Raw genomic sequence first — 12783 nt, forward strand, 5'->3', positions numbered from 1 at the left:
ACACAAGGCGGTAACAGCTCAGTACACACATTGCTGAAAAATACTTATATGATTGTTTTATATGAATTTTTTAAAACTGGCACGCTAACTGCTTTCTATAAGCGCAGAACAACAACAACGACGGCCTGAGAAGCTGCAGCGGTAATAAAAATAACAATAGCTGCAACGGAAAGGTGTCCCGCCTCGAATAAAAATAAAAATGAGGCTTGGCTGGTCACAGAGTCGATAGCCTTGTCGCCAAATCGGAAATAAAAATAATAATCCGATCGTGCAACAGGAACTGCTTTCGCTTTGTGATCAGCACCCCCCAATATCCCGCGTAAATATATCCCGAATCTCCTCTTCGTTTATATCCACACCCGACTACCACATCATCGGCAAGCACAGCTGCGGACTACAGATAACCCCTCGCAGATGCTATGATGCGCCACCTTATATTGTCCTTTTATCGAGACAGCGACCCTGCACTGATGCTCACATCGTTCACTATACTTTTTCTCGTAGTAGCCGTCCCTCTCCTGGGCTTCCTGTATGTCCAGCGCACAATTGCACGCACGCCTGCCGGACAGGGCAGCGAGGAGACAAGCAGGCTTTCCGTTCCATCAGTGCCGTCAGCGCCGACCGATCTGCCGCTGGGCAGCAAAAGGGTCATCGCCGAAAGCGAGCATCGTATCCCCCGTCAAAAGCTGGACGACAATGCCATGAAAGTGGTGTACCGACTTCAGGATGAGGGCTATGACGCGTTTCTGGTCGGCGGCTGTATTCGCGACCTACTACTGGGCATGCAACCCAAGGATTTCGATGTCGCCACATCGGCTCACCCGGAAGAAGCCGAAGAGCTGTTCCGCCGCTCCCGCCTGATCGGACGTCGCTTCAAACTGCTGCATGTGCGCTTTGGCCGCGAACTGATTGAGGTGGCCACCTTTCGCGCCAGCCATGACAGCGACGACAACGACGGAGAGCATGGTCGACAGGCCGAGTCTGGCATGATCCTGCGCGATAACGTCTATGGCACCATAGAAGAGGATGCCCTGCGCAGGGACTTCACCATCAACGCACTCTACTATTGCGTGCGCGATCACAGCATCCATGACTTCGCCAACGGTTATGCCGACATCCAGCGCCGTCAGATCCGCATGATCGGCGACCCCGAAGCACGTTACCGCGAAGATCCAGTACGCATGCTCCGCGCTGCCCGCTTTGCGGCGAAGCTCGGCTTCGAAATAGAACCAGGGACCGCAGCGCCCATCCACACACTCGGGCCGATGCTAACTCGCATCGCGCCGGCCCGCTTGTTCGATGAAGCGCTCAAGCTCCTTCAAAGCGGCCACGGTGAAGCCTCGCTGCGCCAGCTCAAGCGATTCGACCTGTTCCGCACCCTGTTCCCGCAAACGGATGCCATGCTCGACTCTGAAGAGTATCCGGTCGAAACACTGGTCTATAACGCACTTGCCAATACGGATCGACGCCTGGGTCAGGGCAAGAGTGTTACCCCGGCTTTCCTGTTTGCCGCACTACTGTGGTACCCCATGCAACGCCGCCTTCAGGTGTTGCTGGATGAACGCGATCAACCCGCTCTTCAATGCCTGCATCAGGCCGCGAACGAAGTGCTTGCAGAGCAGGTTCGCTCCACGGCTATCCCGCGCCGCTTCTCGGGACCTGTGCGCGATATTTGGGAACTGCAACAACGACTGCCGCGCCGGAGTCGTGCAGACCAACTGCTGACTCACCCACGCTTTCGGGCCGCCTATGACCTGCTTCTGTTAAGGGAGAATAGCGGTGAAGATCTGGACGGTCTGGGCCAGTGGTGGACAGACTTCCAGAATGCCGACGAATCACATCGAAGCGACATGCAGAAAGGGTCCCGCAGCACCAGTTCAGACGCCGCACCCAAAAAGCGTCGCCGTCGCCGCAAGCCAAGCAAACCGAGCAATGACTGATACCATACGCTGCTTTATCGGCCTCGGCAGTAATCTGGACGACCCTCGGTCTCAGGTTCAGAGTGCCTTCGACGAGCTCGATGCCCTTGAAGGCTGTACGCCCGGTCGCCGCTCATCGCTCTATCGCTCGGACCCGGTCGGCCCACAGGACCAGCCGGACTTCATCAACGCCGTCGTCGAGCTTTTTACCGAACTGCCGGCTGAGACACTGCTGGATCGCCTGCAGTCCATAGAACAGGCACACCGACGTATCCGAGAGAGACACTGGGGCCCGCGAACGCTTGATCTTGATCTTCTGCTCTATGGCAACCAGGTAATCGAGACCTCGCGGCTGACCGTACCCCACGCCTTCATGCACGAACGCGGTTTCGTACTATGGCCACTGGCTGAAATTGCATCCGATCTAATCCTTCCCGATGGCACTGCGCTGGACAAGCTATTAGCCCTTAGCCCCATGGGCACGCTTGAACGGTTACCGCTATAATCCGCCCTGTCTGACGCCAACCGAGTAGCAAACATGAGTAACGTCACACTGCATACGCTGACCGAACGTAAGGCCGCTGGCGAAAAATTCGCCGTGCTGACCGCCTACGATGCCACTTTCTCACATCTGGTCAGCAAAGCCGGGGTCGAAATGATTCTGGTAGGGGACTCCCTTGGCATGGTCCTGCAGGGACACGACAGTACCCTGCCTGTAAGCCTGGATGACATGGCGTACCACACCGGGGCCGTCGCACGAGGTAATCAGGGCGCCATGATCATGTCCGACCTACCGTTCATGAGCTATGCAACCGTCGGGCAGGCCATGGAGTCATCGGCAAAGCTGATGCAGGCCGGTGCCCACATCATCAAGATCGAAGGCGGCCGCTGGCTGTGTGAGAGCGTTGCCCTGCTCAGTGAACGCGGCGTTCCGGTTTGCGTCCATCTGGGCCTTACGCCTCAGGCTGTCAACAAGCTCGGTGGCTACAAGGTACAGGGCCGCACGCGCGAGTCAGCGCTTGAGATGATCGAAGATGCCCGCAAGCTGGAAGAGGCCGGCGCGAGCATGCTGCTGCTTGAATGCGTACCAACGGTGCTCGCTCAGGAGATCACCATGAACGCTGGGATCCCGGTAATCGGGATCGGCGCAGGCCCTCACACGGATGCCCAGGTGCTGGTATTGCAGGATATGCTGGGTATTACGCCAGGACGGCGACCGAAGTTCGTCAAGGACTTCATGGCACAGAGTGACAGTATCGACGCTGCGGTACGTCTCTATGCCGAAGAGGTCAGAAATGGCAGTTTCCCAAGTAAAGAACATGGATTCGAATAATCTGATGCAGACAGTCTCCACTATCGCCGAACTTCGTGCCCGCCTGAATGCGGAGCGCGCCAGCGGCAAACGTATCGCCCTGGTCCCGACCATGGGCAACCTGCACAGAGGTCATCTGCGTCTGGTTGAGTCAGCCGTTGCCAATGCCGACTTTGTAGTGGCGTCGATCTTCGTCAACCCCCTGCAATTCGGCCCGAATGAAGATCTGGAGCGCTACCCACGCACGCTGGCCGAAGACCAGGCACAGCTGGAAGCATTCGGCTGCAACCTGCTGTTTGCCCCCACCGAAGCCGAGGTGTACCCCAAGGGCCGTGGCGGACAAACCTTTGTCGAAGTCCCAGGGATATCCGACCTGTACTGCGGAGCCAGCCGCCCTGGCCACTTTCGCGGTGTTACCACCATCGTTAACAAGCTTTTCAATCTGATTCAGCCCGATGTCGCCGTCTTTGGCTGCAAGGACTACCAGCAACTGCACGTCATCCGCCGAATGGTCGAAGACCTGTCAATGCCGGTAGAGCTGATCGGCGTGGGCACTGAACGTGCCGAGAATGGCCTCGCGCTGAGTTCTCGCAACGGCTACCTCACCGAAGAGGAGCTGTCCGTAGCGCCTGCGCTCTATGCCACGCTTTGTGACCTGCGCAGCGCACTGATTGCGGGTGAGCGCGACCATGACACACTGATCGAGCACGCCCAGAATCACCTTGAGCGCGCCGGCTTCCTGCGTGATTACATCCATATACTGCGCCGTTCGGACATGCTCACGGCCGACACCCGCGACACGCAGTTGGTGATTATCGCGGCGGCCTATCTGGGCGCGGCCCGTCTGATCGACAACATCGAAGTCGATCTGTGACACTTTCAGGCACGCGGGATCGCGTGCCTGAATTAATCTCAAAAAATACCCCTATAGTCTCATCTCTAGCGGCTTGACAGTCTGTCAAGCCTTACAGCAGACTCAAAAGGTCTGACACCCGCCTAATTTATCCGGGCAGGCTGTTTGTGGCTCGCTATCCACCACTCATGCAATCACCCGGTCATCTGATCGCCATAGCATGGACCGCTGGATTCACAAGAAGATTCTAAAGAGTTAAGAGAGGCACACCTATGCGCGACGTCGTTATTGTGGCTGCCGGCCGCACGGCCGTGGGCACCTTCAACGGTTCACTGGCTTCAATCAAGGCATCCGATCTGGGCGCCACAGTCATCAAGGCACTGCTGGAAAAAACAGGAATTGCGCCCAATACCGTGGATGAAGTCATCCTCGGCCAGGTACTCACCGCCGGCTGCGGTCAGAATCCCGCTCGTCAGGCCTGCCTCAATGGCGGTCTTTCACAGGAAACCCCGGCCATGACCATCAACAAGGTCTGCGGGTCCGGTCTCAAGGCACTTCAGCTGGCCACACAGGCAATCCGCTGCGGCGACGCCGACATCATCATCGCCGGCGGTCAGGAAAGCATGTCACAGTCTCCGCACGTGCTGCCCAATTCACGTAACGGCGCACGCATGGGTGACTGGAAAATGGTCGATACCATGGTCAACGATGGCCTTTGGGACGCCTTTAACAACTACCACATGGGTATCACCACCGAGAATATCGTCGAGAAATACGGCTTTACCCGTGAAGAGCAGGATGCATTTGCCACCGCCTCTCAGAACAAGGCCGAAGCCGCTGTAACCTCAGGACGCTTCAAGGATGAGATCATTCCGGTCAGCATCCCGCAGCGCAAAGGCGATCCGGTTGTGTTCGACACCGATGAGCAGCCACGTTTCGGCTGTACCGCCGAGGCGCTGGCGAAACTGCGCCCTGCATTCAAAAAGGATGGCACGGTTACCGCCGGTAACAGCTCGACCATCAACGACGGCGCAGCTGCCGTGATTCTCTGCTCGGCCGAGAAGGCCGCTGAGCTGGGTCTGCCGGTACTGGCGCGCATCAAAGCCTACGCCTCCGCCGGTGTTGATCCCGCCATCATGGGTACAGGTCCGATCTGTGCCACCACCAAGGCGCTGGAAAAGGCTGGTTGGTCGATCAACGATCTGGAGCTGGTCGAAGCCAACGAAGCGTTTGCCGCACAGGCCATGTCGGTCAACAAGGATCTGGGCTGGAATACAGACATCGTCAACGTCAACGGCGGTGCCATTGCCCTGGGTCATCCGATCGGCGCCTCAGGCTGCCGAATCCTGGTATCGCTGGTACATGAAATGATCAAGCGAGACGCCAAGAAGGGCCTGGCCACACTGTGTATCGGTGGCGGTATGGGGACTGCGCTGGCGATTGAGCGCGACTGATAACAGACGCTTTGGTTTAAACATCCATCGGGCAGCAATCGCTGCCCGATTTTTTTGCCCGTCGATCAGGCTGTTGCGATCGCACCCTTGCCGATGCCTTCAAAGGCACGTACCTCGATCGCGTCCTGCGGATAATCAAACTTGATTCTCTCGGCCAGATGCTGGGCAATTCGCTCGACTGTCGACTCCGTTTCAATGTCATAGCAGACACGTGCCGGCAGGCTCAGTTCAAAGTGGCCCTGAGGCGCATCATAGACATAATGGTGTACGTCACCAACCACCTGCAGATGATCACGACTACCGATGTAGATATCCCGCAACGCCTCAGCCCACTGCGCCTCCAGCGCGAAATCGCGTTTACCGTTGCGCAGCAACTGGATCCTTGAGCGGTGGCCATGCGCGATACGCTGACAGTTCCCCGCATGCTGCTGCAGACCATGGCTGTAGTGGTAGTAAGCGCCGTCGATATGCTCAGGCACGAACTCCAGCTGCACACCGCTCACCTGCTCGGGGAATATGGCCAGCAATTGAGCCCGGCACCACTGGGCCAGTGAGTACTCCTCAACGCGCTCCACCTCAATCAGCGCTATAGCCTGATCCGGCGCACTGCAGCGGATTTCACCTCCTTGAGGATAGGTCCAACTCAAGCGAGTAATGCCGTTCTCACGGCTAGCGTTAAGCCCCTTGAGCCCGGTCGCGACCACCAGACAGTGGTCCACCTGAGCATCAAGCCATTGTTTGACCCGCTTTTTGACAGTACCGAAATCGCAGATCATCCCCTGCTGATCCAACGAACCATCCAGAATCAGGTTTACCGCCCAGGACTCGCCCAGCAATCCGCGCTCCGGATCGATATAGGAGAAGTCGACATGGGTCAGGTTTTCAACAAACAGCTTCACGGTGGCCTCGTCAGGGGGTAATAAAGGGGCGATATTTTACCCTATCAATATGGTCAAGATCTAAGAATTAAGCACGCTGTCCGCTATACTAGCGGCTTTTGACGGTACGAACTTCTTTATGCGACTGGATAAATATCTCGCCAAGGCCACAGGTTTCTCCCGCAAGGAGGTCAAACGCCTGCTGCATGCCGACGAGGTCCGCGTAAACGGCGAGCCTGAGCGCAACCCGGCCCGCCACATTCAGGACAGCGACAGCGTCAGACTCGACGGCCTGGAGATGGACAAGCCTGAGCCGCGCTACCTGATGCTGTACAAACCCGAGGGCGTGGTCTGCGCTAACGACGATCCGACCTATCCGACGGTGCTGTCCCTGGTGGAGCTGCCGCGGGCGGAGGAGATGCATATCGCCGGCCGGCTGGATATCGACACCACCGGTCTGGTATTGATCACCGACGACGGCAAATGGGCGCATAAGGTCACCTCACCGCGGCACAAGACCGGCAAGGTCTATCTGGTCACCACAGCAGACCCGATTCCGGCAGATGCGGTGGACAAGTTTGCCAGCGGGATCAAGCTCAACAGTGAGCCCTTTCCGACCAAGCCCGCGGAACTTACGCTGCTGAGCGATACCGAGGCCCGCGTCGTCCTGCACGAAGGCCGTTACCATCAGGTCAAGCGGATGTTCGCCGCACTGGGTAACCGCGTGATCAGCCTGCATCGAGAGAGTATCGGCACCATCGTGCTCGATGATAACCTGTTTCCAGGCGAGTATCGTGCGCTCACCGACGACGAGATCAACAGTATCTGACCATGGCCGATCAAGCACTGTCTCTATTGTCACAGGATCTGCGTCGCCCGGGCGAGCGCACGCTCTGGATAGCGGATGAGAACATTCCGTCTGACCTCTGCGCCCCGGTGTCGGACGTGGAGGTTGTCGGTAACCGTTACGATCTGATTCAGGCGCTCAGGGCTCAGGGCTGGCCTGCCGAATTCAGCGATTTCGACCTTCGGGCGAGAAACGACGCGTCACTGGATCGCATCGTCTACCGGATCTCCAAGGAGAAACCGGTCGTTCACCATCTGATCAACGAAGCCGCCCGCCTACTCAAGCCCGGCGGCGAGCTCATTTTGATCGGGGACAAGAGCGAGGGGATCAAGACCTATAGCCGCAAGGCGCAGCAGTGCTTGGGTGGTCACCGTGACGAACGCAAGGAGGGATCGATTTGGCGCATCAGTCTGTCCCGGGGGCAGAACAACCCTGAGTGGCTGGATGATCAGGATTATCGACAGTTGCGCCCCATGACACTGGATGATGGTGCGCCTTACCTGACCAAACCGGGCCTGTATGGCTGGAACAAGGTCGATCGCGGCAGCGCCTTCCTGATCGAACAGCTGCCCGCCATGACCGGCCATTCGCTGCCACTGCAAAGCCGCGTACTCGATCTTGGCTGTGGATTCGGTTATTTGGCACTAAACGCCTGCGCAACCGATGCACAACTGACCTGCACCGATAACAACGCAGCCGCCCTGCAGGCATGCCGGGCCAATCTCGAGCAGCGCGGTTTCAACGCCAGCGTTATCGCCAGCAATGCAGGCACTGGACTGCAGCCAGGGTTCGACATCATTTTGTGCAACCCTCCCTTCCATGCCGGTTTCGGTATCGAGGGAGATCTGACCGACCGTTTTCTCGCGCAGGCTCAGCGCCTGCTTGCCCCGGGTGGCATCGCCTGTTTCGTGGTGAACCTGCATATTCCGCTTGAGCGCAAGGCCTCTGGACGGTTTGCGCAGATTCGCTGCCATGCAGATAATGGTCACTTTAAACTCATACAGTTAAGCCAAGCGTTGTAATCATCGTTAACCGGGAGAGTTATGGCCTTCGATTACCTGCGTCAGTCGCTGTTCTTTTTTCGTCAGCATCTTCTGTCGCTGGCAGCGATACAGCTGCCCTTCCTGATCCTTCTGGCTATCGCCAACTACCTGTTGCTCGGCGATCTGAACGATACCAGTGATCCGAATCTGCAAATGAACACCGGACTGGCATCGCTGATCCGCCTGGCGCTGCTGCCACTCTATCTCGGCGGCACCATCATCTATCTGCAATCGGTCATCGACAATAAGCCTATCCACCCACTGACGGCGGTACTGAGCAGCCTCAGCTGCTGGGGACGCCTGCTGCTGACCTATATCCTCAACGCATTGGCAGTCTCACTAGGGCTGATGCTGCTGATTATCCCCGGAGTCTATTTTGGTGTTCGCTTCTCCGTCGCCGACTACGCTTGCGTGCTTGAACGCCGCAGCCCCATCGACGCCATGCGCCAAAGCTGGGAGATGACACCGGAGTACTTCTGGGTACTGCTGCAGGGGCTGGCACTGCTGATGGGCCTGCTGTTCCTGGCCAACCTCAGTGTTACACGACTGCTCGGCGACAGCAGCCTGCTGGTCACGGCAAGCTCGGTTCTGTTCGACTTCCTCAGCGTTCTGGTCACCATCTACGGCTTTAGAATCTACTGCGTTATCCGCGCAGATCAGCGCAGCTGACAGAGCCGATATCCGGCTCGACAGGTCAAATTCCACGCAATAAAAAAGCCCTCACAAGGAGGGCTTTTTCAATGGTGTGTCAGTATCAGTTGGATACGGACTCGTCTTCTTCCATATCTTTCATCGACAGCTTGATACGGCCGCGGACGTCGACATCCAGTACTTTGACCTTAACGACATCATCCATGTTGATGTAGTCGGTCACCTTGTTGACACGCTCTTTGGCGATCTGGGAGATATGTACCAGACCATCCTTGCCAGGCAGAATGTTGACGAAGGCACCGAAATCTTCGATGCGGACAACCTTGCCTTCGTAGATCTTGCCAACTTCAGCTTCAGCAGTAATCGCCATGACGCGATCGTAAGCAGCCTTGCCTTTGGCCTTGTCGTCAGCGTAGATGCGAACGGTACCGTCATCTTCGATATCGATCATGGCACCGGTCTCTTCGGTCAGCGCACGGATAGTGGCACCGCCCTTACCGATCAGGTCACGGATTTTTTCCGGATTGATCTTCAGCAGCTGCATGGCAGGCGCGTTATCCGGCAGTTCCGGACGTGCGTAGCCGATCACCAGCGCCATCTCTTTCAGGATGTGCTTACGCGCTTCACATGCCTGCTCCAGTGCGATCTCCATGATCTCTTCGGTGATACCGGTGATCTTAATATCCATCTGCAGCGCAGTGACGCCTGCTTCGGTACCGGCAACCTTGAAGTCCATATCGCCGAGGTGATCTTCATCACCCAGGATATCGGTCAGGACGGCGAAACGATCATTCTCTTTCACCAGGCCCATCGCGATACCCGCGACCGGTGCTTTCAGCGGCACACCGGCGTCCATCATGGACAGTGACGCGCCACAAACAGAGGCCATGGAGCTGGAACCGTTAGACTCGGTGATCTCCGATACGATACGGATGGTATACGGGAACTCTTCCTGAGTCGGCAGTACAGCGGCAACACCGCGACGGGCCAGACGACCGTGACCGATTTCACGACGGCCAGCACCGCCCATGCGACCTGCTTCACCTACGGAGTACGGAGGGAAGTTGTAGTGCAGCATGAACGGATCTTTGCGCTCGCCTTCCAGCGCATCGATGATCTGCTGATCGCGGCTGGTGCCAAGTGTACAGGTAGCGATGGCCTGAGTTTCACCACGGGTGAACAGCGCAGAACCGTGCACGCCCTTGAGCAGGTCGATCTCGACGTTGATCGGACGTACAGTCTTGGTGTCACGACCGTCGATACGCGGCTCGCCGTCGATGATACGGTTACGCACAATCTCTTTCTCCAGCGAACTGAAGATACCGGCAACCTCTTTGGAGCTCGGCTGGCCCTCTTCGGAGCCGGACAGAGCTTCTACAGCCTGAGTGCGCAGCTCACCCAGTGTGTTCTGACGCTGCATCTTGTCAGCAATCTGGTATGCCGATGCGATGCCGGCACCCACCAGTTCACGGACCTGCGCGATCAGTGCTTCGTTTTTAGCCGCCGGCTGCCAATCCCACTTCGGCTTGCCTGCTTCAGCCGCCAGTTCGTTGATGGCGTTGATCGCGACCTGCATCTCCTGATGCGCGAACAGTACGGCACCGAGCATCTCGTCTTCGGTCAGCTCTTTCGCTTCGGACTCGACCATCAGGACGGCATCGGAAGTACCGGCTACCACCATGTCCAGCTCGGAGTTTGCAAGCTCGGCATAGGTCGGGTTGAGGATGTAACCATCAGCTTCGGTGAAGCCTACTCGAGCACCGCCGATCGGACCCATGAACGGCAGACCGGAGATTGCCAGCGCAGCTGAGGTACCGATCATCGCAGCGATATCCGGATCGTTGACCTTGTCTGCAGACATCACAGTACAAACGACCTGAACTTCGTTCATGAAGCCTTTCGGGAACAGCGGACGGATCGGACGGTCGATCAGGCGAGAGGTCAGCGTCTCTTTCTCGGACGGACGCGCTTCACGCTTGAAGAAACCACCCGGGATACGGCCAACGGCGTAATATTTTTCCTGATAGTGTACAGACAGAGGGAAGAAGTCCTGACCCTCTTTGGTATCCTTGGCACCGACAACAGTACACAGTACCTGTACGCCATCCATGGATACCATGACCGCACCGGTGGCCTGACGGGCAACCTTGCCGGTTTCGAGGGTTACGCTGTGCTTGCCGTACTGGAAAGTTTTAGTAATCGCTTGCACGGTTTACTCCTTTGAGTTGTGTGAATCGGTAACTCGCGGGCGATCAACCATGCCTTCTGTAAAGCCTGTACTCAGTTGCATAACGCTCTGAAGAGGGTCACAGGATACGCAATTGAGTACGGGCTTGATGATCGATGACACCCCGGGATACCGGTTGTTGCAATACCTGCTCATCAGGTATCGGATTCGCCGCATGTGAGCCTCATGCTCGTCACGGCACCTGTACATCCTGTACATAAGACAGAGGCCATACAGTGTATGGCCTCTGGTAAAGCAGCTTAGCGACGCAGACCCAGACGCCCGATCAGCTCGAGGTAACGGTCAGCATCTTTCTTCTTCAGGTAGTCCAGCAGCTTACGACGCTGGTTAACCATCCGAATCAGACCACGACGAGAGTGGTGATCCTGCTTGTGCGCTTTGAAGTGATCCTGCAGACCCTGGATGTTGGCGGTCAGCAGTGCAACCTGGACTTCCGGAGAACCGGTATCGCCTTCACCACGACCATAATCAGCAACGATCTGCGCTTTCTGTTCAACGCTCAGAGACATAACTCAGCTCCTGTTTAATATGCACGCGACAGGCATGCCCATCGCTGGTTTCAAGACGCGCTGGACCGAGCATATTTTCAGTCCAGCGTCGATACTCCGGCCTCCGGAGCAATTCATTCGGTCGGTGCTGTGCTCATCAGCCTCATGGGCTTGAGCACACCGTCATCCGACACTTCGCCCACACCGACAAAGGTTTCGGTGCCCGCGATAAACAATCTGACCTGGCCGCGCTGCTCGAAAATGGCCGAACAGCCCTGACCATATTGCAGCGTTCTGGCCTGCTCCGCACTCAATTCAAGCGCAGGCAGACTGACCACCGCGGTCCAAGGCGGCAATAATACCTGATCCAGACGCGCTTGTATGCACTCCTGATCATCCCCCTCGCGAGGTTCCGCCAGCGCCTGCAACTGTTCCAGCGTCATCATCATCGGTTCGCGATAGGGACCGGTTTCCAGCCGGCGCAACATACTGACATGTGCGCCGCAATCCAGCATGAGTCCGAGATCTTCGACAATGCTGCGAATATAGGTGCCCTTTGAGCAATACACTTCCAGATCGAGCTCGTCCTCACGCAGATCAAGCAGCTTGATCTCATGGATCCGCACCCGCCTGGGCTTGACCTCCACTTCGATGCCCTGGCGCGCCAGTTTGTAAAGAGGCTGGCCATTATGCTTGAGCGCCGAATAGATCGACGGCACCTGCTCGATCTCGCCGCTGAAATGCGTCTGCAGCAGCGTTTCGATATGCGTACGGCTCAGGTTGTCCGGAACCGCTTTTGTTTCGACAACTTCACCGTCTGCATCGCTGCTGTCGGTGCGCACACCGAGCTTGGCGGTGGTGCGATAGCGCTTGTCTGAATCGAGCAGAAACTGGGAGTACTTGGTCGCCTCACCAAGACAGATCGGCAACATGCCGGTCGCCAGTGGGTCCAATGCGCCGGTGTGTCCGGCCTTGGCTGCGCCATAGATTCGCTTGACCCGCTGCAACGCGCCGTTCGACGAAATTCCACCGGGCTTATCAAGCAAAAAAACGCCGTCAATGCGGCGTCCTTTTGGTTTGCGCGCCATGT

12 protein-coding genes are annotated in these 12783 nt (G+C 57.1%); 8 read left to right on the forward strand and 4 right to left on the reverse strand.

Translation table 11 applies throughout. The annotated features are described in order from the left end of the window. Window positions 1-422 precede the first annotated feature (422 nt). The 5 genes from pcnB to ADIMK_RS03025 all read left to right on the forward strand — a co-directional run bounded on the left by pcnB (window position 423) and on the right by ADIMK_RS03025 (window position 5538). Window positions 423-1940 (forward strand): polynucleotide adenylyltransferase PcnB, encoded by a 1518-nt coding sequence (gene pcnB, locus ADIMK_RS03005; protein ID WP_231516991.1) that lies wholly within the window; start codon window positions 423-425, stop codon window positions 1938-1940. Then, window positions 1933-2424 (forward strand): 2-amino-4-hydroxy-6-hydroxymethyldihydropteridine diphosphokinase, encoded by a 492-nt coding sequence (gene folK / locus ADIMK_RS03010; RefSeq protein WP_036183453.1) that lies wholly within the window; start codon window positions 1933-1935, stop codon window positions 2422-2424. The genes pcnB and folK overlap by 8 nt, the downstream gene beginning before the upstream one ends. A gap of 33 nt (window positions 2425-2457) precedes the next feature. Then, entirely contained in the window at window positions 2458-3252 is a 795-nt protein-coding gene (panB, locus tag ADIMK_RS03015; RefSeq protein ID WP_036183456.1) for a 3-methyl-2-oxobutanoate hydroxymethyltransferase, read from the forward strand. 4 nt (window positions 3253-3256) lie between these two features. Continuing rightward, window positions 3257-4105: a pantoate--beta-alanine ligase gene (panC, locus tag ADIMK_RS03020; protein ID WP_036184118.1), complete on the forward strand. Its 849-nt coding sequence runs from the start codon at window positions 3257-3259 to the stop codon at window positions 4103-4105. Between the two features lie 251 nt (window positions 4106-4356). Further along, entirely contained in the window at window positions 4357-5538 is a 1182-nt protein-coding gene (locus ADIMK_RS03025; RefSeq protein ID WP_036183458.1) for an acetyl-CoA C-acetyltransferase, read from the forward strand. 65 nt (window positions 5539-5603) lie between these two features. On the opposite strand, the gene ADIMK_RS03030 is transcribed toward ADIMK_RS03025, so the two are convergent. After that, a complete protein-coding gene (locus ADIMK_RS03030) occupies window positions 5604-6437 on the reverse strand; it encodes a 6-carboxytetrahydropterin synthase (protein WP_036183465.1) in 834 nt (277 codons plus the stop codon). 118 nt (window positions 6438-6555) lie between these two features. On the opposite strand from ADIMK_RS03030, the gene rsuA reads away from it, so the two are divergent. Genes rsuA through ADIMK_RS03045 form a run of 3 tightly spaced genes read left to right on the forward strand, consistent with a single transcriptional unit; the run spans window position 6556 to window position 8975 of the window. Then, window positions 6556-7245, forward strand: coding sequence for a 16S rRNA pseudouridine(516) synthase RsuA (gene rsuA / locus ADIMK_RS03035; RefSeq protein WP_036183467.1), 690 nt, complete (start codon window positions 6556-6558; stop codon window positions 7243-7245). A 2-nt stretch (window positions 7246-7247) separates the two neighbouring features. Next, the gene (locus ADIMK_RS03040; protein ID WP_051692386.1) at window positions 7248-8285 is read left to right on the forward strand and encodes a class I SAM-dependent methyltransferase; all 1038 of its coding nucleotides are present in this window, start codon (window positions 7248-7250) and stop codon (window positions 8283-8285) included. A 21-nt stretch (window positions 8286-8306) separates the two neighbouring features. After that, on the forward strand, window positions 8307-8975 hold the full coding sequence (locus ADIMK_RS03045; protein ID WP_036183469.1) for a YciC family protein: 669 nt from the start codon (window positions 8307-8309) through the stop codon (window positions 8973-8975). Window positions 8976-9060: 85 nt separating this feature from the next. Here ADIMK_RS03045 and pnp read toward each other — a convergent pair whose 3' ends face one another. From pnp to truB, 3 genes are all read right to left on the reverse strand, one after another. Continuing rightward, window positions 9061-11166: a polyribonucleotide nucleotidyltransferase gene (gene pnp, locus ADIMK_RS03050; RefSeq protein WP_036183478.1), complete on the reverse strand. Its 2106-nt coding sequence runs from the start codon at window positions 11164-11166 to the stop codon at window positions 9061-9063. A gap of 278 nt (window positions 11167-11444) precedes the next feature. Then, window positions 11445-11714, reverse strand: a complete 270-nt coding sequence (gene rpsO / locus ADIMK_RS03055; RefSeq protein ID WP_036183480.1) for a 30S ribosomal protein S15 — start codon at window positions 11712-11714, stop codon at window positions 11445-11447. Between the two features lie 113 nt (window positions 11715-11827). Further along, window positions 11828-12781: a tRNA pseudouridine(55) synthase TruB gene (truB, locus tag ADIMK_RS03060; RefSeq protein WP_036183483.1), complete on the reverse strand. Its 954-nt coding sequence runs from the start codon at window positions 12779-12781 to the stop codon at window positions 11828-11830. Window positions 12782-12783: the final 2 nt, after the last annotated feature.

The organism is Marinobacterium lacunae, assembly GCF_000705555.1.
Classification (GTDB): domain Bacteria; phylum Pseudomonadota; class Gammaproteobacteria; order Pseudomonadales; family Balneatricaceae; genus Marinobacterium_D; species Marinobacterium_D lacunae.

Bases quoted from the DNA above. Each gene is read 5' to 3' on its own strand.
- pcnB (WP_231516991.1), top strand. From the start codon at position 423: ATGCGCCACCTTATATTGTCCTTTTATCGAGACAGCGACCCTGCACTG.
- folK (WP_036183453.1), top strand. From the start codon at position 1,933: ATGACTGATACCATACGCTGCTTTATCGGCCTCGGCAGTAATCTGGAC.
- panB (WP_036183456.1), top strand. From the start codon at position 2,458: ATGAGTAACGTCACACTGCATACGCTGACCGAACGTAAGGCCGCTGGC.
- panC (WP_036184118.1), top strand. From the start codon at position 3,257: ATGCAGACAGTCTCCACTATCGCCGAACTTCGTGCCCGCCTGAATGCG.
- ADIMK_RS03025 (WP_036183458.1), top strand. From the start codon at position 4,357: ATGCGCGACGTCGTTATTGTGGCTGCCGGCCGCACGGCCGTGGGCACC.
- rsuA (WP_036183467.1), top strand. From the start codon at position 6,556: ATGCGACTGGATAAATATCTCGCCAAGGCCACAGGTTTCTCCCGCAAG.
- ADIMK_RS03040 (WP_051692386.1), top strand. From the start codon at position 7,248: ATGGCCGATCAAGCACTGTCTCTATTGTCACAGGATCTGCGTCGCCCG.
- ADIMK_RS03045 (WP_036183469.1), top strand. From the start codon at position 8,307: ATGGCCTTCGATTACCTGCGTCAGTCGCTGTTCTTTTTTCGTCAGCAT.
- rpsO (WP_036183480.1), bottom strand. From the start codon at position 11,714: ATGTCTCTGAGCGTTGAACAGAAAGCGCAGATCGTTGCTGATTATGGT.
- truB (WP_036183483.1), bottom strand. From the start codon at position 12,781: ATGGCGCGCAAACCAAAAGGACGCCGCATTGACGGCGTTTTTTTGCTT.